Below are 20,349 nucleotides of genomic sequence, written 5' to 3'. Positions count from 1 at the left end.
GCCGCGACGGTGCGTCGCGGGGCGGAAGGTCGCCATGGTCCCCGAACCCGGCGGTGGCAAGGGCAGGGAATCCGCAACATTCTGCCAGCCCGGTCGACTCCTTGCCAAACCGGATCCGTGTGTCACCCGGCCGCGCGTCATGGATCGAGGGTATCCGCGGCGAATTGCCATGGCGTTAGAGAAAACTCGCAGTTGAGGGGGAACATCCGGTGAACAATCACACCGCGGCGGGTCGGCCTGCGGTGAGCTGATCGTCCACCGCGACGCGGCGCACCCACACCGCGTCCAGCCCACCACAGCGCTGGCGCACCTGCCACTCCGGCGCGGCCTGCGGGTGGTCGATCCGGCGGTGGATACCACGGGTCTCGGTGCGCACCAGCGCGCTGTAACCGGCCCAGCGCGCGACCGCGAGCAGCGCCGCCGCCTGCCTGGCCTTGACCTGTTCGGCCCCGAGACCGCCCAGCTCGAACTGCGCGCCCGGCCACATGGCATCCAGCTCGGCGATGCTGTCGGCCAGGCTACCCGCACTGCGCCGGTAGCTGCGCCGCAGCGGCAGGGTGTGCTCCTGCACCAGCCCGATCACCGAGCGCGGATCGATGTGCGCGTGCAGCCCGAGACCGGCGCCGGGGACCGGCCGCGCGCTGGTCGCGCGCTCGTTGGCCACCGCGAAGGCGGCGGCGCCCTCGCCCGCCCAGGTCCCCGAGGCCAGCGCCCAGGCACCGCTCAGGCCGCCGGTCGCGCCCGCGGCCCCCGTGACGACCTCACGCCCGGCGACGGCGCCCGCGACGTACAGCCCGCGCACGGTGGTCGCGCAGTCGGGTCCGGTCAGCGCCACCCCGCCCGCGCCGAGGACCGTGCCCTCGAGCACCGCGCGCACCGGCACCCGGCCCGCCGCGTCGACCGCGCCGTGCCTGCTCAGCCAGTGCCGGACGGTGTCGGGCACCTCGTGCAGCGCCGCGAAGACCCGCCCGCCGTCGGCGAGCGCGGCCAGGGCCGCCGGGTACCGGCCGGGCAGTTCCGCGCCCGCCTCGTCGTAGAGCGCGGCGAAGCGCACCGAGAGGCCGGGGGCGACAGCCGGATTCGGATGCACCCGCGACAGCACCGGGGCCAGGCCGTAGGCGCTGGAGAATTCCATCCCGGACAGCTCGGCGCCCGCCTCGACCGCCATCAGCAGGCCCTCGCCGGTGTTCACCTCGGTGCCCGCGCCGCCGGACAGGAACGCGCAGCCACCGGTGGCGACGACCACCGCACCCGCCCGGATCGTCCACGGCCGGAACCGGTTGTGCCGCTGGATGCCCGCCGCGCCGACCACCGTGCCCGCCGGGTCGACGAGCAGTTGCAGGGCCGGATGATGATCGAGGATGCGCACGCCCACCTCCAGCGCGCCCCGGCGCAGCCTGCGCAGGTAGCTCGCGCCGTCCAGGTGCACCACCGGCGGATCGCCGCCCGCGGTGTCGGGCGCCCGGTGCCGGGTGCCGGACCAGACCTGGAGGCGACGGTGGGTCTCGTCGACGACGCGGTGCAGCCAGTCCGCGTCACCGAGGCCGCCGCCACGGGCCAGCGCCGTGTCGACGACGTCGGCGCGGCTGTGACCGGGCGCGACGTCCCAGATCATGGTGCTGCCGTAGACCGTCGGGCCGCTGGACCCGCACCGGCTCTTGTCGACCAGGACGACCCGCGCGCCCGCGGCCGCCGAGACGGCGGCCCACAACCCGGCGGGTCCGCCGCCGAGGATCAGAACATCCGTCTCGATGTTGCTCACAAAGAGAAATATTCGGGGACAGTTCACCCGGGCGCAACCATTACGCGCTCGTCAACTCCACCATTGTGTCCAAAGCAGTGCACCGGTCGTGATCAACACGATCGCCGAGGCGGTGAACGCGGCGACGCCCCGGTTCCGATCGGCGTAGAGCTGGGCGGCGACGACGACCACCGCCGCGAGCACATGCCAGGTCAGCGACTCGGCCCCCGGGCCGGGGAAGTCCCGGCGCGAGCCCATCACCGCGGCCCCGATCACCACGCAGAGCAGGACGACCACCCCGCCCGCGACCAGTCCGCTGAACCCGCGCACCACCGTCACGGGGCGATCACCGGCACCCCGCTCGCCTTGCCGATCAGCGCCTCGAACTGTTCGGGATCGGTCCGGCACGCGCCGATCTCGATGGTCTTGTTGCTGCCGTGGTAGTCCGAGGACCCGGTGCGCAGCAGCCCGAGCTCGGCCGAGAGATCGGTCAGCACCGCGCGATCGGCGGCGCTGTGATCGGGATGGTCGATCTCGAGACCGCCGAGGCCGAGGGCGGCGAGGTCGCGGATCTCGTCGAGCGCGAGCAGCCTGCCGCGCTTACGGGCCCGCACATGCGCGAGCACGCTGACCCCGCCCGCGGCCGCGATCAGCCCGACGGCCCTGGTCAGCGGGGTGTCGGCCTTCTCGGCGTAGTAGGGGCCGTGCGGGGCGAGCAGTTCGTGGAACGCGGCGTCGACGCTCTCGACCACGCCGGCCTCGACCAGCGCCCGCGCCAGATGCGGACGCCCCGCGGCCGGGCCCGCGCCGGCGAGGACCGCGTCGGGATCGATGGGCAGCCCGTCGGCGACCATCTTGTCGGCCATCGCGCGCACCCTGGCCACCCGCTCGGCCCGCAGCCGCTCGCGTTCCTCCGCGAAGCCGGGGTCGGTGGGATCGAACAGGTAGGCCAGCAGATGCACCGGGACGGGCCAGCCGTCCTCGCCCATCCCCTGGCACGACATCTCCATGCCGCGCACCAGCGTCAGGCCCGCCGGGCGGGCGGCCTCGGCCTCGGCCCAGCCCGCGGTGGTGTCGTGATCGGTGATCGCGACGACGTCGAGGCCGGCCGCGGCGGCGTTCCGGACCAGCTCCGCCGGGCTGTCGGTGCCGTCGGAAGCCGTCGAATGGGTATGCAGATCGATGCGCACACCCTCAGTCTTACAGTGCCGTCTCGACCGGCGCGCAGTCCTCCACCGAGACGGCGCCGCCCGTAGCATCCACCTCGTGCCTTCACTACCGCAGATGCCGTCGTTCCGCGGGCCCGGCCGGGCCGGGCCGACGCGGCCACGGATTCCCGTGCCGACCGCGCGCGCCATCGTGGACTGCGGCGTCTACGTCGAGGGGAAACGGCTGCCCGGCCACTTCACCCCCGAGCAGGCGCTGAAGGCGGCGGCCAAGACCGATTCCGGTTTCGTCTGGCTCGGACTGCACGATCCCGACGAGGGCCAGATGACCGAGGTCGCCCAGATCTTCGGGCTGCACCCGCTCGCGGTGGAGGACGCGGTGCAGGGCCGCCAGCGCCCCAAGCTGGAGCGCTACGACAACACGCTGTTCCTGGTGATGCGCACCGTCAGCTACGTCGAACACGACATCCACGCGATCAGCGAGATCGTCGAGACCGGCGACATCATGGTCTTCACCGGACCGCATTTCGCGATCACCGTGCGCCACGGCGAGCACACCGGACTGGCCGGGGTGCGCCACGAACTCGAGGGCACCCCCGACCAGCTGCGGCTGGGCCCGTGCTCGGTCCTGCACGCCGTCGCCGACCACGTCGTCGACTCCTATGTCGAGGTCTCCGAATCGGTCGAGTCCGATATCGACGAGATGGAGGAGGCGGTGTTCACCCCCGCCTCCAAGATCGGCATCGGGGCGATCTACCAGCTCAAGCGGGAAGTGGTCGAATTACGCAGGGCCGTTTCGCCGTTGGGGCAACCGCTGCAGATGCTCGTGCACAACCCGGAGCTGCCGGTGCCCAAGGAGATCCGCCGCTACCTGCGCGACGTGGCCGATCACCACACCAGCGTCACCGAGCACATCACCTACTTCGACGAATCGCTGAGCGGCCTGGTGAACGCGGCGCTGGCCAAGATCAGCGTCCAGCAGAACACCGACATGCGCAAGATCGCCGCCTACGCCGCCATGGCCGCGGTGCCGACCATGATCGCCGGCGTCTACGGCATGAACTTCGACCACATGTGGGAACTGCACCAGCCCTGGGGCTATCCGGTGGTGCTGATCATCATGGCCGTCGTCTGCGGGGTCCTGTTCCGCAGCTTCCGCCGCAGCAAGTGGATCTAGAGGTTCACCGCGCCGCGCGCCGGGTCGCGGATATCGATGCCCGCCTCGGCCCAGGCGTCGCGCAGCGCCTGCGCGCCGCGGACGCGGACCCAGGCGGCCTCGGTCGCGGTGATCGGGACGACGCTGAGATACCGCACCGGCTCGGCGGGTTCGGGCAGCGCGATCTCGGCGATGTCGCTCTCGCCGAGCAGCACCGCGGTGAAGACGGCGTTGTGCCACAGCGGTTCCCCCAGGTCGAGCAGCGCGTCCGCCTGGAGCACAACGCCTTCCACCGAGGGGGTCGCGATGAGCACGCCGAGCGAACGGACGACGCCCGCCTGCGGGCCCGCGCTCAGCAGCAGCGTCAGCACCAGTTCGGCGCGCGGACCGCGGACCGGGTCGGCCAGCAGATCGGCGGGATCGCCCATCGGATGGCGTGATCCGCCCAGTGTCGCGTAGTGCACCGCGCCGTCGCCGGGGATGCGCAGGATCTCGATCGGTTCCAGCCCGAGGAAGGTCACCGAGGCCGAGTCGACCTGGGCGCGTTGCACGCCGAAGTGGTCCAGCACCGCGGTGCGGACCGTGTCCGTCACATCCATTGCGTCACAGGGCCAATCGGGCCAGCATGTCGCGGGCGCGCTCGGCGGTCTTCGGGTCGCACAGCACGTCGTAGCGGCCCGCCACCAGCTGCATGGTGGAGGCGAAGTCGCGCTGGCCCTTGGTGGCCGCGTACGGAATCGAGGTGGTGATCACGCCGAACACGATGCCACCGAGCAGACCGACGACCAGCGGGCCGAGGGCACCGCCGGTCGTGGTGAACAGGCTCAGTAACAGACCGAGGAACAGGCCGAGCCACGCGCCGGAGACCACGCCGCCGCCGATGACCTTGCCCCAGGTCAGCCGGTACAGCACCCGCTCGACCTGCATGAGGTCGACGCCGACGATGGTCACGTCCTGCACCGGGAACTGCCCGTCGGCCAGGTAGTCGACCGCGCGCTGCGCCTCGGCGTAGGTCGGATACGAGCCGACCGGCCAGCCCGACGGCGGCGTCGGCAACGCCTGCCGTCCGCGATTCGGGTTGCCCAAGGGATTCGTCATAGTCCCATTCTGCTAGTTCTGGACCGGCTGTGGCGGAGTGAAACGCGTTGTGCGCGTCATTCCCGCAGCTCGCCCCTTCTCCGCTATGACCTGCGCCATCTTCGCGCTGGCCTCATCGATCATCTCATCGCCCAGCATGACGGCGCCACGAGCGCCGCCCGCGGCGGAGGTGTGGAAGGCGTAGGCCTCCAGGATCAGTTCGGCGCGGTCGTAGTCGGCCTGGCGCGGGCTGAAGATCTCGTTGCAGGCGTCGATCTGGTCGGGATGCAGCACCCACTTGCCGTCGAAACCGAGCGCGGCGGTGCGCCCGGCCGCCCGGCGGAACCCGTCGACGTCGCGGACCTGCAGGTAGGGGCCGTCGATCGCCTGCAGACCGTGCGCGCGGGCGGCGAGCAGGATGGTCATCAGGATGTGGTGGTAGGCGTCGCCGACGTCGTAGCCCACCGGCTGCTCGCCGACCACCAGCGTGCGCATATTGATACTGGCCATGAAGTCGGCCGGGCCGAACACCAGCGCCTGCACCCGCGGGCTCGCGGTGGCGATCGCGTCGATATTGCGCAGGCCGATGGCGTTCTCCAGCTGCGGTTCGATGCCGATCCGGCCGACCTCGAGGCCGCTCGCCTTCTCCAGCTGGGTGAGCAGCAGGTCCAGCGCGTGCACCTGGCCCGCGTCGGTCACCTTGGGCAGCAGGATCGCGTCGATCGCCGCGCCGGCGCCCTCGACGACGGTGATCACGTCGGCGTAGGTCCACTCGGTCGACCAGTCGTTGACCCGGACCACCCGCAGCTGGGAGCCCCAGCCCGGTTCGTTCAGCGCGGCGACGATATTCGCCCTGGCCGCGGTCTTCGCGCCCGGCGCGACGGCGTCCTCGAGATCGAGGAACACCTCGTCCACCGGCAGGCCCTTGGCCTTGGCGATCATCTTGGGGTTGCTGCCGGGTACGGCCAGCACAGATCGGCGGGGCTTCATGGGCCCTCCTCCTTTGTTCGTCACACCGGCCGTGGCGTGTCGTGACCGGCCGTTGTGGACCGCCTAGCCTGAGGGTCATGGCAACCACCAGGGTGTACGTCGCCCGGCTCGCCGGCCTGACGGTGCTGGGTCCGGACGGGGAGTCTATCGGCCGGGTCCGCGACGTCGTCGTGGCCGTCCGGCACGGGCGGCAGCAACCACGGGTGCACGGCCTGGTCGTCGAATTGGTCACCCGGCGGCGGATTTTCGTCCCGATGCTGCGCGTCACCGCGATCGAGCCGGGCATCGTCACGCTCAACACCGGCACCGTCAGCCTGCGGCGATTCGCCCAGCGACCCGGCGAGATGCTGGCGCTGGCGCAGATCGTGGACTCACAGGTGCGCGTCGACGATCCCGGTCTGCCGGACCTGGACGGCGTCGACGTCTACGTGGCCGACCTGGGCATCGAGCAGAGCCGGACCAGGGACTGGGTGATCGGGCGGGTCGCGGTGCGCGGGCACCGGCGGATCGGGCGCAGGCGCACCGTGCACGTGGTGGACTGGTCGCAGGTCCACGGGCTGACCCCGGCCGAGGTTGGCAGGCCGGGCCAGGACGTCACCTCCCTGCTCGAGGAGTACGAGGGCCTGCGCGCCGCCGACGTGGCGCACCGGTTGCGCGAGCTGCCGGAGAAGCGCCGCATCGAGGTGGCGATCGCGCTCGACGACGAACGGCTCGCCGACGTCGTCCAGGAACTGCCCGACGACGACCAGGTGGACCTGCTCGGTCATCTCGAGGTGCGCCGCGCGGCCGACGTGCTCGAGGCGATGGACCCCGACGACGCCGCCGACCTGCTCGGCGAGCTGCCCGAGAGCGAAGCCGAATCCCTGCTGGCCCTGATGGACCCGGAGGAATCCGAGCCGGTCCGCAGGCTGCTCGCGCACTCCCCCGACACCGCGGGCGGTCTGATGACGCCCAAACCGATCGTGCTCAGCCCGTCGACCACCGTCGCCGAGGCACTGGCCCGGGTCCGCGATCCCGACCTGACCCCGGCGCTGGCCTCGATGGTCTTCGTCGTTCGCCCGCCGACCGCCACCCCCACCGGCCGCTACCTCGGCTGCGTGCACATCCAGCAGTTGCTGCGGGAACCGCCCGCGCACCTGGTCGGCGGGATCGTCGACACCGATCTGATGCCGCTGGCGCCGGAACTGCCGCTCTCGGCGGTCACCCGATACTTCGCCACCTACAACCTCGTCTGCGGTCCGGTGGTCGACGCGGAGAATCATCTGCTCGGCGCGGTGACCGTCGACGACGTCCTCGATCATCTGCTGCCCGAGGACTGGCGCGAAGAAGAAGAGCAGCCGTTCGCCCATGTCGAAAGGGCCCAGCGTGAGTGAGAAGAACCCGGCCCGCCAGCGACTGGAGACCCCGGTCGGCTCGCGATTCACCCTCGACTGGGACTCCGAGGCGTTCGCGCGCAGCAGTGAGCGCGTGGCGCGATTCCTCGGGACCGGGCGGTATCTGGCGATCCAGACGATCATCGTCATCGTCTGGATCGTGCTCAACGTGTTCGTGGTCGCGCTGCGCTGGGACCCGTATCCGTTCATCCTGCTCAATCTGGCCTTCTCCACCCAGGCCGCCTACGCGGCGCCGCTGATCCTGCTGGCGCAGAACCGCCAGGACAATCGGGACAAGGTCTCGCTCGAGGAGGACCGCAGCCGGGCCGCGCAGACCAAGGCCGACACCGAGTTCCTCGCCCGCGAGCTGGCCGCGCTGCGGCTGGCCGTCGGCGATGTCGCCACCCGCGACTACCTGCGCCGCGAGCTCGAGGAGATCAAGGACGTGCTGGACCGGATCGACGCGGTCACCGCGCCCGACGGCGCGCCGAAGCCGGAGAAGAAGCGAAAAGCCGCACGCAAGAAAACCTCCGGTCAAACGCCCTCTCCTGCCCCGGTTTCGCCAGGTGGTTCAGACGAGTAACCGGAAATGCTCTACAACTTCCTGACCGGTAGGTAACCTGGATCACGTTGTTCCGGGCGGGCCGGAGGGGGACTCTGCGGTGCCGCTGCTTCGACGTAAAGGGTTGGTGTGGCCGTGCGAATCTCTGCTCCGATAACGATGTCGGCCCTTGTCGTCGCTGGACTGGTCGCCTCCGGGTCGGCCGCGCAGACCGCGACCCCGAGCACCGCCCCCACCGCACCCGAGGCACTCCTGGCCGCGACCGCGAGCACCGCAGAGGACACTCCGGAGACCGATCCCTCCGAGATCGTCGGGCTGCTGCCGATCGCCCAGGAGGCGCCGCGCAAGCTGCGCGCGCTCTCCCCGTCCGCGAACAGCCTGGCGCCCTTCGCCGGAACGGTTCCGCTGCAGAGCATCTCGCTGCCCACCGGCAGCGGTGCGCTCGGCATCCCCGAGATCGTGCTCGCGGCCTACCGCAACGCGGAGCTGGCGATGGAGACCGCCCAGCCCGGCTGCGGGCTCACCTGGAACCTGCTGGCCGGCATCGGGCGCATCGAGTCCGGGCACGCCAGCAGCGGCCGCACCGACGCCGCAGGCACCTCGACCACCCCGATCTTCGGTCCCGCGCTCGACGGCACGCTGCCGGGCAACGAGATCATCAAGGAGGCCGACGGCGGGTTCGTCCGGGCCGTCGGCCCGATGCAGTTCCTGCCCAGCACCTGGGCGCTCTACTCCGCCGACGGCAACGGCGACGGCACCGCCGATCCGCACAACGTCTTCGACGCGGCGCTGGGCGCGGGCAAGTACCTGTGCTCGGGCGGGCTGAACCTGCGCGACGCGTCGCAGGAACTGCGCGCGGTGCTGCGCTACAACAACTCGATGTCCTACGCGGCCAACGTGCTCAGCTGGTCGGCGGCCTACCGCACCGGCGGCGCGCCGAGCTCGGTCGCCATCTCCCCCGGCATCGTGCCGCCGGGCAGCGCGCCGATGGTCTCGCCCAACGTGCTGGCCGCCTCGACGAACGGGTCCGTCACGGCGGCGCCGCCGTCGACGACCAACCAGCTGCCGCCGAACACGCCGAAGGTGACCACGCCGACCCAGGTGATGATCACCCTGCCCGGCCTGCCGCCGATCCCGTGCGGCATCTTCTGCCCCGCGCCGGTCGCGCCCGCCCCCGAGGTCTGCGTCAGCGACCCGGCGCCCGCCCAGATGCCGAACCCGCTCGAACCGGCCAAGCCCGTCGAGCAGACCTACGGCGCTGCGGCGCCGAAGGATCCGGCACAACCCGAGCAGGCGAGCCCCGAGCAGCAGGCGGCCGAGCAGCAGGCCACAGCGCCGGTCTGCACCCCGGCCACGACCGCCGCGCCCGCGCCCGCCGAGTCGACGGCGCCCGCGCCGGAGAAGACCCCGGAGCCGGGCATCGAGCCGACCGAGGAACCCGCGCCCGTCGAGCAGGCGCCGGTGGCGCCCACCCAGCAGCCGGGGATCACGTTGCCGTTCAACATCGTCATCCCGCTGCCGCCCGGTCCGGCCGTTCCCTAGAAATCAAACCGAAATACAGGTCACGGAGGGGTAACAAAAAGGTCTCGGGTGCGGTAATCTCTTCTCATCCAACACGGTTGAGGAGGGCACCACACAGTGGGTCGTCATCGGAAACAGCCTGCTACGACGGTTCGACGTAGCTCGCTCATCGCACTGACCGGATTGGTCCCCGCCGGGCTCGTGGCCGTCACCGCCGCCGCGACCGACGCGACCATCGCCAGCAACGCGGCCGTCGAGCACGACCTGCCCGGCACCGATGCCGAGGCCGCGCCGGAGCTGGCCGCCGCGCCGCAGGCCGACATCGCCGAGATCGCCCACGCGGAGGCGCGCCAGTCGCCCTCGGCCGCGCCGATCGTGAAAACCGTTGCGCAGCCGAATGATCGCGTTGCCGCCGACCTGCCCGCAGGCCCGCTCGGCATTCCGGGCATCGCGGTCGCCGCCTACCAGAACGCCGAAGAGCAGCTGGCCGTGGAGAACCCGACCTGCGGGATGTCGTGGTCGCTGCTCGCGGGCATCGGCCGGGTCGAGTCCACCCACGCGTACGGCAAGGCCGACGCCGACGGCAACCCGATCAAGGCCGTCTACGGCCCGGTCCTGGACGGCAGCCTCTACGGCAACAACGTCATCCACGACAGCGACGGCGGCGAACTCGACGGCCTCGGCGGCTACGACCGCGCCATCGGCCCCATGCAGTTCCTCCCCGAGACCTGGCACCGCTACGCCGCCGACGGCAATGCCGACGGCGTCGCCGACCCGCAGAACCTGTTCGACGCCGCCCTCACCGCGGGCCGCTACCTCTGCGACGGCGGCCTCAACATGCGCGACCTCTCCCAGCAGTCCAAGGCGATCCTGCGCTACAACAACTCCATGGCCTACGTAGCCAACGTCATGGCCTGGTCCACCTCCTACTCCAACGGCATGGCCCCCAAGCCCTCGGACCTCCCCCGCATCTGAGCCGCGGTTCCGGGCACGTTTGCACTGAGCGGGCCGGGTATGTGAGAGTGCCCCGACCATGCGCGGCTTCCGCCGCGCGGCCGGAAGGGGGCTGGTGATGTCCGAGGTTTTCAAGGTCGAACCGGACGCGGTGGATACCTTCGCCGCGAGTTTGAAGGCGCTCGCCGACGCCAACGCGAACGTCGCCACGTACCTGGAGAAGTGGCTGGTACTGGACAACACTGTGTGGGGCGACGGCGGGCTGATCCGCACGGGACTCAGCGCCGTCGCCGAGGCGCACGGCAAACTCACGCCGAACTACGCCACGCTGGGCAGCCTCGCCGAGGCCGCGGCGACCGAACTGACCAAGGTGGCGCAGGTGTATCGCACCACCGACAAAGCACTGGCCGACGAGCTCGACCGGACCTACCCGGCGGGTGGTCAGCCGTGACGACCACCCCTGCCGAGCTCCTGGTCGAGCCCGCGCTCGCGGATCCGCTCAACGACCAGTTCGAGTTCCTGATCACCTCCAATGCCATCTCGCCGACCTACTGGGCGTGCAAGTGGTGCGAGAACGTCCTCGGAACAGACCCGCTCAAGTGGGTGACCACCAAGATCTCCGGCGATTGGGAAGCCCTGCAGAAGGCGGGCAAGGCCGTGGAGAATCTCGCGGCCTACAACTCGGCCTTCGCCACCTCGGTCGAATCCGCGGCGAAAACGGTGGACGCGACCTGGGACGGGAATGCGGCGACGAGCGCTCAGGCCTACTTCAGCAAGCTCACGACGGCCATCTCCGCGCAGGTCGAGCCCTTGAAGGCGATGGCCACCGAGATCAACAACTTCGCCTCGACCGCCTACCACCTGTCGACGTCGATGAGCAACGCGTTGCAGACCGTGCTGGACTGGGGCGCGATCGCGGTGATCGAGTGGGCCGCCGCCCTCACCGGCGTCGGAATCGTCGCTACCGCGGCTCTTGTCGCGGCCGCCACCACCACCACGCTCAAGGTCGTCGCGGAGTGGGGCAGGCTGGTCGAAACCTTCAACGCCGGCTATGTCGCCCTCGAGGCGATCGCCGGCGTGGGTTTCGGTGTGGCCGCGGTGGTCGAGTCGGCGGAGATGCCGGTCCTGCCCACCGCCAACTACGACCATCCGGGAGCCTGAGTGAACGCGCCCGAACCGATACACGATCTCGCCCGCGGTGACGTCGGGGTCTCCCGGCAATTGTCCAGAGCCCTTCGGGTGCTGATGGACACCGCGACGGAACCACAGTTGAAGAATCAGCTTCGCGGAATCCTGGAGGGCAAGGGCAGCGCCCGGGATCTGATGCACAGCGAGGCCTTCAACCGGGTGCTCGATCGGACGATGCCCGCCGCCATGGCCCAGTTCGCCGCGATGACGGACGACGAGCGGCAGCGACTGGCCGAACAGGGCGAGGCGGACCTGCAGCGGCTCCGATCGCAGCCGGCCACGGAGGAGCCACGGTCGCAACCGATCACGGCCCCGCCGCCGACACCCGCGGCGAACACCGTGGTCCCCGGCACCCGCAGACCCAATCGCGAGCGCATTGTCACACCGGATGACGAGGACGACGACGACCAGTACTTCCGCGAGCGAAACCAGCGCGGGTGGCTGGCGTGACCTCGCGAGAGCAGGTGGTGTTCGGGACGGAGGTCGAACCGGAGTGGGTGCCGGTGTTCACTACGCCGGGGCCGATGGAGCTGGTGTTGGCCGAGGCGATGCCCGAGGTGTGTAGTGAGCACGGGTTGGCTGCGGTCGAGCGCCGGTCGGTCTTCGTGAATTCGCACGGGCCGCACTCGGAGTGGCCGACGTTGCGGGGCATGCTGATGTCGGTGGCGCCGTTTCGGCCGCGGCTTCCGGTCGCCGCCAGGGTCAGGTTCGACTGCCCGGCCTGTGAATTCTGTCTGGCCGGTATCAGGCGGTCACGATGGATCGCGGCGCTGGCGCTGCTGGCGGTCGTGCTGACCATCGCCGGAATCTTCATGGCGGTGTCCCTGGAGCTGCAGCAGCTCTATGTGCCGTTGGCTCTGGCCTTCCTGCCCGGGTGTATGCCGATCGCGTTGCTGGTGGCCGTGCTGGCGTGGAGTCGATCGGGCTTCTTCGCGGATGTGTGGATGAATCAGGACGCGGACGAATTGATTGTTTCCGCGCATCCGGATTTCGTCGCCGCGGTGGCGCAATGCCGGGCCGAGCGGCGCTGATCGCGCTGTCCGAGCAGCCCAGGGCGTTGTTCCACGGGTACGGTCCCCGGGTCGAGTGGCGGGTTCGGTGATCCGGTGTCCACCGGGTGGTCCGGATCGGCCCCAGGACTGTTGCCGAAATCCGCGCAGCATAAAATCGGGCATATGCCAGTGATTACGGAAGCGGATGTGCGGGCCGCGCTCGCGAAGGTCGACGACCCGGAGATCCGCAAGCCGATCACCGAGTTGGGCATGGTCAAGAGCATCGCCATCGCCGAGAGCGGTGACGTGCACGTCGAGGTGTACCTGACGACGTCGGGCTGCCCGCTGCGGACCGAGATCGTCCAGCGGGTGACCAAGGCCGTCGCCGACGTGCCCGGCGCCGGTGCGGTGACCGTGGATCTCGACGTGATGAGCGACGAGCAGCGCACCGAGCTGCGCAAGTCGCTGCGCGGCGACTCGGCCGAGCCGGTGATCCCGTTCGCCCAGCCCGGCTCGCTGACCCGCGTCTACGCCGTCGCCTCCGGGAAGGGCGGCGTCGGCAAGTCCAGCGTCACCGCCAACCTGGCCGTCGCGCTGGCCCAGCGCGGCCTGTCGGTCGGCGTGCTCGACGCCGACATCTACGGCCACTCGATCCCGCGCATGCTCGGCACCGACGCCCGCCCGACCCAGGTCGAGCGGATGATCATGCCGCCGATGGCGTACGACGTGAAGATGATCTCGATCGCGCAGTTCACCCAGGGCAACACGCCCGTGGTGTGGCGCGGTCCGATGCTGCACCGCGCGCTGCAGCAGTTCCTCGCCGACGTGTTCTGGGGCGACCTGGACGTGCTGCTGCTCGACCTGCCGCCCGGCACCGGCGACGTCGCGATCTCCATCGCCCAGCTGATCCCGAGCGCCGAGATCCTGGTCGTCACCACCCCGCAGATCGCCGCCGCCGAGGTGGCCGAGCGCGCGGGCGCGATCGCCCTGCAGACCCGTCAGCGGATCGCCGGCGTGGTGGAGAACATGTCCTGGCTTGACCTGCCCGACGGTTCCCGGATGGAGCTGTACGGCTCCGGCGGTGGCCAGGTCGTGGCGGATCGGCTGACCCGCGCGGTCGGCTCGACGGTGCCGCTGCTCGGCCAGATCCCGATCGAGCAGGCCCTGCGCGAGGGCGGCGACGCGGGCACCCCGATCGTCCTCGGCGACCCGGACAACCCGGCCGCCAAGGCCCTGCGCGAGGTCGCCGACAAGCTGGCCGTCCGCAAGCGCGGCCTGGCCGGCATGTCCCTCGGCATCGACACCACCCGGCACCTCTGAGCCGGAGATTGTCGGTGGGGGTGCCTAGGCTGTTCCTATGCTGACGCTGCTGCTCTATGTGCTGATCGTCGGACTGGTCGCGGCCATGTTGTTCCTCGTGGCGAGCGCGGTGTTCGGGCGATCCGAGGAACTCGGGCCGCTGCCCGAGGGCACGACCGCCACGGTGCTGCCCGCGCACGGGGTGACGGGTGCCGACGTGCGCGCGTTGCGGTTCCAGCAGGTGGTGCGCGGCTACAAGGCCGGTGAGGTCGACTGGGCGCTGGGCAGGCTGGCCGAGCGGATCGACGAGCTCGAACTCGAGGTGACGCAGCTGCGCCAATGGCAGGCGCAGGTGTCGGCGGGGCAGGATCGCTCGTGACCGAGCTCGCCGACGACGGGCGCGAGCGCTGCCCCTGGTCGACCGGCTCCGCGCTGTATCGCGACTACCACGACACCGAGTGGGGCACGCCCCTGCACGGTGACGACGCCCTGTTCGAACGGCTGTGCCTGGAGGCCTTCCAGTCCGGCCTGGCCTGGATCACCGTCCTGCGCAAGCGGCCGGCGTTCCGGGCCGCGTTCGCCGGCTTCGAGATCGCGAAGGTCGCCGAGTTCGGCGCCGCGGACCGCGAGCGGCTGCTGGCCGACGCGGGCATCGTCCGCAACCGCGCCAAGATCGACGCGGTGATCGCCAACGCCCGGGTTGCTCGGGACCTGCCGGTGAGTCTGGACGAGCTGCTGTGGTCCTTCGCGCCCGCGCCACGCCCGCGCCCGGCGACGATCGCGGATGTGCCCGCCACCACACCCGAATCCATTGCTCTGGCAAAGGAATTGAAGCGCCGCGGCTTCGCTTTCGTCGGCCCGACGACGGCGTACGCGCTCATGCAGGCGACCGGGATGGTCGACGATCACCTGGAGGTTTGCTGGGTGCGCCCGCCCGCGAACGGAACCGACTCGCGAGTCACATTTCGTACTCAGGTGTCCGCCCGAGACGGCAATAGGGAAGAATAGGACCGGTGTGGCCCGCCGAACACCCGGCGAGCCCGCTGGTTGGCGACAACCGGCAGACGAGAATCAGTGCGCAGACAGACCGCGCAGATCTGGAGGGAGCAGAGGATGGCGGCCATGAAGCCCCGTACCGGGGACGGTCCCCTCGAGGCAACCAAGGAAGGTCGTGGAATCGTCATGCGGGTTCCACTCGAGGGTGGCGGGCGTCTGGTCGTCGAACTCACACCGGACGAGGCTGCGGCGCTCGGTGACGAACTGAAGAGCGTCACCAGCTGACGGCACTCACCGAGGTCGCCGCGCTCCTGGCCTGCCCGGAGTGCGGTGACCAACTGCGACCGCGCGATCGCGCGCTGCGCTGCGGTACCGGACACAGCTTCGACATCGCCCGCCAGGGCTATGTCGGGCTGTTGACCGGCGCCTCGACGAAGATGACCGGCGATACCGCCGACATGCTCGACGCCCGCGCCGCGTTCCAGGGCGCCGGGCATTTCGCGCCCATCGCCGCGGCCGCGGCCAACGCGTGCACGGCGGGAATCGACCGGTCGCCCGCGTCCGCCGAGGCGGCGGTGATCCTCGAGGTCGGCGCGGGCACCGGCTATTACCTCGCCGCGGCGCTGGCCGCCGAGCCCACGTTCTTCGGCATCGCGCTCGATGTCGCCAAGCCCGCCGCGCGGCGGGCGGCCCGCGCGCACCCGCGCATGGCCTCGGTGCTGGCCGACGCCTGGCGCGGCCTCCCGATCCGCGACCACTCCCTCACCGGCGTGCTGTCGGTGTTCGCGCCACGCAATCCCACCGAGGTCGCCAGGGTCCTCGCGCCCGGTGGCCGCTTCGTGGTCGTCACCCCCACCGCCGACCACCTGAACGAACTCGTCGGCCCGCTCGACATGGTCCGCGTCGATCCCGACAAGGAGCGGCGGCTCGCCGAATCACTCTCCGGGCTGTTCGACCGCACCGCGCACACCCGCGTCGAGTTCCCGATGAAGCTGACCCGCCGCGACGTCACCGACGTCATCGCGATGGGCCCCTCGGCCTTCCACGGCACCCCCGCCGACGACCCGCGCATCGCGGCGCTGCCCGACACCACCGAGGTCACCGCCTCGGTCACGGTGTCGACGTACCGCCCGACCGCCTGATCGCCCGCGGCGGCTACTTCAACACGCTCCGGTACACCTCGACGGTCTGTTCGGCGATCCGCGCCCAGTCGAACCGCGCGATGGCCCGCGCACGCCCGGCGTCGCCGTAGCCGCGTGCCAGCGCCGGATCCCCCGCCACGGCGTTGACGGCGGCGGCGAGGCCCTGTTCGTAGTCGGTCGTCGTGCCCGCGTCGTAGTGCACCAGCCGACCGGTGACCCCGTCGTCGACGACCTCCGGGATGCCGCCTACATCGGAGGCGACGACCGCGGTGGCGCAGGCCATGGCCTCCAGGTTGACGATGCCGAGCGGCTCGTAGACCGAGGGACAGACGAACACCGCGGAGGCGGTCAGGATCTGGCGGACCTGCTCGGTCGGCAGCATCTCCTTGACCCAGAACACATTCCCGCGCTCGCGCTGCAATCCGTCGACGGCGGCGGCGATCTCGAGTTCGAGTTCCCTGGTGTCGGCCGCGCCGGCGCACAGCACGAGCTGGATGTCGGGATCGAAGTGCGCGGCGGCGGCGAGCAGGTGGCCGACGCCCTTCTGCCGGGTGATCCGCCCGACGAAGGACACGATCGGCCGGTCGGCGCGCACGCCGAGCCGTGCCAGCACGGGCGTCTCGTCCCCGGTGGGCGGACCGGGATGCCAGACCGTCGCGTCGATGCCGTTGTGCACCACGTGGACCCGGGTCGGGTCGATGGCCGGATAGGCGTCGAGCACGTCGTGCCGCATGCCCTCGCTCACCGCGATCACGGCGTCGGCGTACTCCATCGCGTTGCGCTCGGACCACGACGAGAGCCGGTACCCGCCGCCGAGCTGCTCGGCCTTCCACGGCCTGCGCGGCTCCAGCGAATGCGCGGTGAGGATGTGCGGGATGCCGTAGAGCGCGCCGGCGAGATGCCCGGCCAGCCCCGCGTACCAGGTGTGCGAGTGGACCACGTCGACGGCGCCGACCGCGTCGGCCATCCGCAACTGCGCAGACATCATCTGCAGCGCGGCGTTGGCGGCGTAGAGCTCGGGGTCGGGCCGGTGCACGACGGCGCCGCTGCGGGGCGCGCCCATGCAGTGCACCGTCACTTCCGCCAGCGCGCGTAGCCGGGCGGTGAGTTCGGTGACGTGAACTCCCGCACCGCCGTACACCTCGGGCGGGTATTCCCGGGTCAGCATGGCGACCCGCAGCTGTTCCGCCGGCGCCAGGTCGCTGTCGGTGCCATAACTCACTGGTCCAAATTAGACCCTCGGGTCGACATGAGCCACCGTTGCGCCGCCCAGCCTGTACTTTGAGCAGGGTGAGGAGCCAGCCGCACGTACTCGGGATCGTGCTCGCCGGTGGCGAGGGCAAACGACTGTTTCCGCTCACCGCAGACAGGGCCAAGCCCGCGGTTCCGTTCGGCGGCGCGTACCGGCTGATCGATTTCGTCCTGAGCAACCTCGTCAACGCGGGCTACCTGCGGCTGTGCGTGCTCACCCAGTACAAGTCGCACTCGCTGGACCGGCACATCTCGCAGACCTGGCGGCTGTCCGGCTTCACCGGCGAGTACATCACCCCGGTGCCCGCGCAACAGCGGCTCGGGCCGCGCTGGTACACCGGCAGCGCCGACGCGATCATGCAGTCGCTCAACCTGATCTACGACGAGGATCCCGACTACATCGTGGTCTTCGGCGCCGACCACGTGTACCGGATGGACCCGGAACAGATGGTGGCCAGCCACATCGCCTCCGGTGCGGGCGTCACCGTCGCGGGCATCCGGGTGCCGCGCAGCGAGGCGAGCGCGTTCGGCTGCATCGACTCCGACGAGTCCGGCCGGATCACCCAGTTCCTGGAGAAACCGGCGCACCCGCCCGGCACCCCCGACGACCCGAACATGACGTTCGCGTCGATGGGCAACTACGTGTTCACCACCCGCGTGCTGGTCGACGCGATCCGCGCCGACGCCGAGAACTCCGACTCCGACCACGACATGGGCGGCGACATCATCCCGGCGCTGGTCGCCGCGGGCAAGGCCGCCGTCTACGACTTCGCCGACAACGAGGTGCCCGGCGCCACCGAGCGCGATCGCGGCTACTGGCGTGACGTCGGCACCATCGACGCCTTCTACGACGCGCACATGGACCTGGTCTCGGTGCACCCTGTGTTCAACCTCTACAACAAGCACTGGCCGATCCGCGGCGCCGCCGAGAACCTGCCGCCCGCCAAGTTCGCCAGGGGCGGGCTGGCACAGGAGTCGATCGTCGGCGCGGGCTCGATCCTGTCGGCGGCCACCGTCCGCAATTCGGTGCTCAGTTCCAATGTGATGATCGACGACGGCGCCACCGTCGAGGGCAGTGTGCTGATGCCGGGGGTCCGGATCGGGAAGGGCGCGGTCGTGCGGCACGCGATCCTGGACAAGAACGTGGTGGTCGGCGAGGGCGAGATCATCGGCGTCGACTTGGATCGCGACCGGGAACGGTTCGCGGTCAGCAACGGCGGGGTGGTCACCGTCGGCAAGGGCATCTGGGTCGGTTAGCAGCGCGAGGCGCAGAGCAGCCCGTCCCCGATCGGGATCAGCACGCTGGTGAGTTCGGGGTTCTCCGCGATGGCCCTGGTCGCCGCGCGCACCGCCTGGGTGGCCGGGTCGCGCTGGGACTGGTCGGGCACGCGACCGCCGAGCAACGCGTTGTGCAGGATGAACGCGCCGCCCTCCCGGAGCAGCCGGACACCCTGCTCGACGTAGTGCGGGTGCTCCATGGGGGCCGCGTCGACGAACACGAGGTCGTAGGCGCCGTCGGCGAGCCGGGGTAGGACGTCGAGGGCACGGCCGTTGATCAGCCGGGTGCGCGCGGGCGGGATCTCGGCGGTGCGGAAGGCCTCCTTGGCCGCGCGCTGATGCTCGGGCTCGGAGTCGATCGTGGTGAGCGTGCCGTCCTCGCGCATGCCGTCGAGCAGCCACAATCCGCTGATCCCGGCGCCGGTGCCCACCTCGACGACCGCGCGGGCGCCCAGCATCTGGGCGTACATGCTCAGCAGGGCGCCGACGGAGGCGGGCACGGGCACGGCGCCCAGTTCGGTGGCCCGCTCGCGCGCCTCGAGGAGGACCTCGTCCTCGACGACGGACTCCTCCACATAAGCCAGGTTCCGCTCCACGTTCGATGCCACAGCTATGAGGCTAGGGCACCGAACGGCTCTGTGTATTCAGCGAATGCGCCGATCCCGGTGAGTGTCGCGCACCGATCGAACAATTGCCGCGAGTTTGCGGAAACGTCACGAAGGGGCTGGAACTGCTGCTTTTCCCTTCTCCGGGGGACTAGGGTCGGTATCGATAAGGATTCTCAGGTCACGCTCAGGATCTCCACATCTGACCCATATCGGGGCAGGAAATAGTTGCCCTACGCAAGGCCAGCCGATCGCGGCGGGTACGAGACGCGGGAACAACCTCACACAGTTGCTGGTTGATTCCGATAGCAAGGTTCGCTGACCCGGACCGGCGTGGTTTCGTGCCAGCGGTCCCGAGTAGGAGGTGTCCCATCCCGATGGTAGACACGGCGCGTCACGCCACACCGACCGATCAGACTCTCCCCGCCGATCTCTTCGCCGCCGAGGGCGAGCAGCTCGATGCCGAACTCACCGGCACCGCCGCCTTCGACGCGACCGGTGATCGCACGGTCATGCCCTCCTGGGACGAACTCGTCCGCGAACACGCCGACCGGGTGTACCGCCTGGCCTATCGCCTCTCCGGCGACGCGCAGGACGCCGAGGACCTCACCCAGGAGACCTTCATCCGGGTGTTCCGCTCGCTGCAGAACTACCAGCCGGGCACCTTCGAGGGCTGGCTGCACCGCATCACCACCAACCTGTTCCTGGACATGGTCCGCCGCCGCAACCGCATCCGCATGGAGGCGCTGCCCGAGGACTACGACCGGGTGCCCGCCGACGGCCCGACGCCGGAGGAGTCGTACCACGACGCCCGGCTGGATCCCGACCTGCAGAAAGCACTGGATTCGCTGGCGCCGGAGTTCCGCGCCGCCGTGGTCCTGTGTGACATCGAGGGCCTGTCCTACGAGGAGATCGGCGCGACGCTCGGCGTGAAGCTGGGCACCGTGCGCAGCCGGATCCATCGCGGGCGGCAGGCACTGCGCGAATACCTTGCGCATAATGGAACTGAGCAGCGGTACTCCGCTGACGCCTACGCAGGGTGACGCAGTTGTCGGCGT

24 protein-coding genes are annotated in these 20,349 nt (G+C 70.4%); 16 read left to right on the top strand and 8 right to left on the bottom strand.

All coding sequences use genetic code 11. From position 1 onward, the window contains the following. Positions 1 to 217: 217 nt before the first annotated feature. Genes AB0H54_RS06480 through AB0H54_RS06470 form a run of 3 tightly spaced genes read right to left on the bottom strand, consistent with a single transcriptional unit; the run spans position 218 to position 2,931 of the window. A complete protein-coding gene (locus tag AB0H54_RS06480) occupies positions 218 to 1,762 on the bottom strand; it encodes an FAD-binding protein (RefSeq protein ID WP_357343221.1) in 1,545 nt (514 codons plus the stop codon). 51 nt (positions 1,763 to 1,813) lie between these two features. After that, the gene (locus AB0H54_RS06475) at positions 1,814 to 2,080 is read right to left on the bottom strand and encodes a hypothetical protein (protein WP_355276325.1); all 267 of its coding nucleotides are present in this window, start codon (positions 2,078 to 2,080) and stop codon (positions 1,814 to 1,816) included. Beyond that, positions 2,077 to 2,931 (bottom strand): PHP domain-containing protein, encoded by an 855-nt coding sequence (locus tag AB0H54_RS06470; RefSeq protein WP_357343219.1) that lies wholly within the window; start codon positions 2,929 to 2,931, stop codon positions 2,077 to 2,079. Before AB0H54_RS06470 ends, AB0H54_RS06475 begins: the two co-directional genes overlap by 4 nt. Positions 2,932 to 3,025: 94 nt before the next feature. On the opposite strand from AB0H54_RS06470, the gene AB0H54_RS06465 reads away from it, so the two are divergent. Continuing rightward, a complete protein-coding gene (locus AB0H54_RS06465) occupies positions 3,026 to 4,084 on the top strand; it encodes a magnesium and cobalt transport protein CorA (protein WP_355276564.1) in 1,059 nt (352 codons plus the stop codon). Here the strand turns inward: AB0H54_RS06465 and AB0H54_RS06460 are convergent. Genes AB0H54_RS06460 through AB0H54_RS06450 form a run of 3 tightly spaced genes read right to left on the bottom strand, consistent with a single transcriptional unit; the run spans position 4,081 to position 6,130 of the window. Continuing rightward, the gene (locus AB0H54_RS06460) at positions 4,081 to 4,662 is read right to left on the bottom strand and encodes a suppressor of fused domain protein (protein ID WP_357343217.1); all 582 of its coding nucleotides are present in this window, start codon (positions 4,660 to 4,662) and stop codon (positions 4,081 to 4,083) included. The genes AB0H54_RS06465 and AB0H54_RS06460 overlap by 4 nt on opposite strands. A gap of 4 nt (positions 4,663 to 4,666) precedes the next feature. After that, positions 4,667 to 5,161, bottom strand: coding sequence for a general stress protein (locus tag AB0H54_RS06455; RefSeq protein ID WP_019048869.1), 495 nt, complete (start codon positions 5,159 to 5,161; stop codon positions 4,667 to 4,669). A 12-nt stretch (positions 5,162 to 5,173) separates the two neighbouring features. Next, complete coding sequence (locus tag AB0H54_RS06450; protein ID WP_355276329.1) at positions 5,174 to 6,130, bottom strand: CoA ester lyase; 957 nt, start codon at positions 6,128 to 6,130, stop codon at positions 5,174 to 5,176. A gap of 77 nt (positions 6,131 to 6,207) precedes the next feature. On the opposite strand from AB0H54_RS06450, the gene AB0H54_RS06445 reads away from it, so the two are divergent. From AB0H54_RS06445 to AB0H54_RS06385, 13 genes are all read left to right on the top strand, one after another. Then, positions 6,208 to 7,503, top strand: a complete 1,296-nt coding sequence (locus AB0H54_RS06445) for a CBS domain-containing protein (protein WP_355276331.1) — start codon at positions 6,208 to 6,210, stop codon at positions 7,501 to 7,503. Then, positions 7,496 to 8,086, top strand: coding sequence for a DUF1003 domain-containing protein (locus tag AB0H54_RS06440; protein WP_355276333.1), 591 nt, complete (start codon positions 7,496 to 7,498; stop codon positions 8,084 to 8,086). The genes AB0H54_RS06445 and AB0H54_RS06440 overlap by 8 nt, the downstream gene beginning before the upstream one ends. 138 nt (positions 8,087 to 8,224) lie before the next feature. Continuing rightward, complete coding sequence (locus tag AB0H54_RS06435; protein WP_357343213.1) at positions 8,225 to 9,607, top strand: lytic murein transglycosylase; 1,383 nt, start codon at positions 8,225 to 8,227, stop codon at positions 9,605 to 9,607. Positions 9,608 to 9,703: 96 nt separating this feature from the next. After that, complete coding sequence (locus AB0H54_RS06430; protein ID WP_357343211.1) at positions 9,704 to 10,561, top strand: lytic murein transglycosylase; 858 nt, start codon at positions 9,704 to 9,706, stop codon at positions 10,559 to 10,561. Positions 10,562 to 10,658: 97 nt separating this feature from the next. Continuing rightward, on the top strand, positions 10,659 to 10,991 hold the full coding sequence (locus AB0H54_RS06425; RefSeq protein WP_357343209.1) for a hypothetical protein: 333 nt from the start codon (positions 10,659 to 10,661) through the stop codon (positions 10,989 to 10,991). Then, positions 10,988 to 11,701, top strand: coding sequence for a hypothetical protein (locus AB0H54_RS06420; RefSeq protein WP_357343207.1), 714 nt, complete (start codon positions 10,988 to 10,990; stop codon positions 11,699 to 11,701). Before AB0H54_RS06425 ends, AB0H54_RS06420 begins: the two co-directional genes overlap by 4 nt. Positions 11,702 to 11,779: 78 nt before the next feature. After that, positions 11,780 to 12,178, top strand: a complete 399-nt coding sequence (locus AB0H54_RS06415; protein WP_357343205.1) for a hypothetical protein — start codon at positions 11,780 to 11,782, stop codon at positions 12,176 to 12,178. Beyond that, positions 12,175 to 12,759, top strand: a complete 585-nt coding sequence (locus tag AB0H54_RS06410; protein WP_357343203.1) for a hypothetical protein — start codon at positions 12,175 to 12,177, stop codon at positions 12,757 to 12,759. The genes AB0H54_RS06415 and AB0H54_RS06410 overlap by 4 nt, the downstream gene beginning before the upstream one ends. Positions 12,760 to 12,903: 144 nt before the next feature. Beyond that, a complete protein-coding gene (locus tag AB0H54_RS06405) occupies positions 12,904 to 14,040 on the top strand; it encodes an Mrp/NBP35 family ATP-binding protein (RefSeq protein WP_357343201.1) in 1,137 nt (378 codons plus the stop codon). 37 nt (positions 14,041 to 14,077) lie between these two features. Continuing rightward, complete coding sequence (locus AB0H54_RS06400; protein ID WP_355276342.1) at positions 14,078 to 14,398, top strand: DivIVA domain-containing protein; 321 nt, start codon at positions 14,078 to 14,080, stop codon at positions 14,396 to 14,398. Next, positions 14,395 to 15,027, top strand: coding sequence for a DNA-3-methyladenine glycosylase I (locus AB0H54_RS06395; RefSeq protein WP_357343199.1), 633 nt, complete (start codon positions 14,395 to 14,397; stop codon positions 15,025 to 15,027). The genes AB0H54_RS06400 and AB0H54_RS06395 overlap by 4 nt, the downstream gene beginning before the upstream one ends. Positions 15,028 to 15,132: 105 nt before the next feature. Then, positions 15,133 to 15,300: a DUF3117 domain-containing protein gene (locus tag AB0H54_RS06390; protein WP_011211259.1), complete on the top strand. Its 168-nt coding sequence runs from the start codon at positions 15,133 to 15,135 to the stop codon at positions 15,298 to 15,300. Then, positions 15,297 to 16,157 carry a putative RNA methyltransferase gene (locus tag AB0H54_RS06385; RefSeq protein WP_357344224.1) on the top strand — a complete coding sequence of 287 codons (861 nt, stop codon included), beginning with the start codon at positions 15,297 to 15,299 and terminating at the stop codon, positions 16,155 to 16,157. Before AB0H54_RS06390 ends, AB0H54_RS06385 begins: the two co-directional genes overlap by 4 nt. A gap of 13 nt (positions 16,158 to 16,170) precedes the next feature. Here AB0H54_RS06385 and glgA read toward each other — a convergent pair whose 3' ends face one another. Then, positions 16,171 to 17,337: a glycogen synthase gene (glgA, locus tag AB0H54_RS06380; protein WP_357344222.1), complete on the bottom strand. Its 1,167-nt coding sequence runs from the start codon at positions 17,335 to 17,337 to the stop codon at positions 16,171 to 16,173. 110 nt (positions 17,338 to 17,447) lie between these two features. On the opposite strand from glgA, the gene glgC reads away from it, so the two are divergent. Beyond that, positions 17,448 to 18,665, top strand: coding sequence for a glucose-1-phosphate adenylyltransferase (gene glgC / locus AB0H54_RS06375; RefSeq protein WP_357343197.1), 1,218 nt, complete (start codon positions 17,448 to 17,450; stop codon positions 18,663 to 18,665). On the opposite strand, the gene AB0H54_RS06370 is transcribed toward glgC, so the two are convergent. Next, a complete protein-coding gene (locus AB0H54_RS06370; protein WP_357344220.1) occupies positions 18,662 to 19,300 on the bottom strand; it encodes an O-methyltransferase in 639 nt (212 codons plus the stop codon). The two genes, glgC and AB0H54_RS06370, sit on opposite strands and share 4 nt — an antisense overlap. A gap of 368 nt (positions 19,301 to 19,668) precedes the next feature. Between AB0H54_RS06370 and sigE the strand changes: the two genes are divergently transcribed. Further along, positions 19,669 to 20,334, top strand: a complete 666-nt coding sequence (sigE, locus tag AB0H54_RS06365) for an RNA polymerase sigma factor SigE (protein ID WP_357343195.1) — start codon at positions 19,669 to 19,671, stop codon at positions 20,332 to 20,334. The last annotated feature ends 15 nt before the right edge of the window (positions 20,335 to 20,349 follow it).

The organism is Nocardia sp. NPDC050718 (assembly GCF_040654235.1).
Taxonomy (GTDB): Bacteria; Actinomycetota; Actinomycetes; order Mycobacteriales; family Mycobacteriaceae; genus Nocardia.
The sequence above is the reverse complement of the archived record's forward strand: the minus strand, read 5'-3'. Positions and strand labels throughout refer to the sequence as shown.

Excerpts from the sequence above, each read along its gene's own strand:
- AB0H54_RS06465 (WP_355276564.1), top strand. The coding sequence starts at position 3,026 with ATGCCGTCGTTCCGCGGGCCCGGCCGGGCCGGGCCGACGCGGCCACGG.
- AB0H54_RS06460 (WP_357343217.1), bottom strand. The coding sequence starts at position 4,662 with ATGGATGTGACGGACACGGTCCGCACCGCGGTGCTGGACCACTTCGGC.
- AB0H54_RS06455 (WP_019048869.1), bottom strand. The coding sequence starts at position 5,161 with ATGACGAATCCCTTGGGCAACCCGAATCGCGGACGGCAGGCGTTGCCG.
- AB0H54_RS06450 (WP_355276329.1), bottom strand. The coding sequence starts at position 6,130 with ATGAAGCCCCGCCGATCTGTGCTGGCCGTACCCGGCAGCAACCCCAAG.
- AB0H54_RS06445 (WP_355276331.1), top strand. The coding sequence starts at position 6,208 with ATGGCAACCACCAGGGTGTACGTCGCCCGGCTCGCCGGCCTGACGGTG.
- AB0H54_RS06435 (WP_357343213.1), top strand. The coding sequence starts at position 8,225 with ATGTCGGCCCTTGTCGTCGCTGGACTGGTCGCCTCCGGGTCGGCCGCG.
- AB0H54_RS06425 (WP_357343209.1), top strand. The coding sequence starts at position 10,659 with ATGTCCGAGGTTTTCAAGGTCGAACCGGACGCGGTGGATACCTTCGCC.
- AB0H54_RS06405 (WP_357343201.1), top strand. The coding sequence starts at position 12,904 with ATGCCAGTGATTACGGAAGCGGATGTGCGGGCCGCGCTCGCGAAGGTC.
- AB0H54_RS06400 (WP_355276342.1), top strand. The coding sequence starts at position 14,078 with ATGCTGACGCTGCTGCTCTATGTGCTGATCGTCGGACTGGTCGCGGCC.
- AB0H54_RS06390 (WP_011211259.1), top strand. The coding sequence starts at position 15,133 with ATGGCGGCCATGAAGCCCCGTACCGGGGACGGTCCCCTCGAGGCAACC.
- sigE (WP_357343195.1), top strand. The coding sequence starts at position 19,669 with ATGGTAGACACGGCGCGTCACGCCACACCGACCGATCAGACTCTCCCC.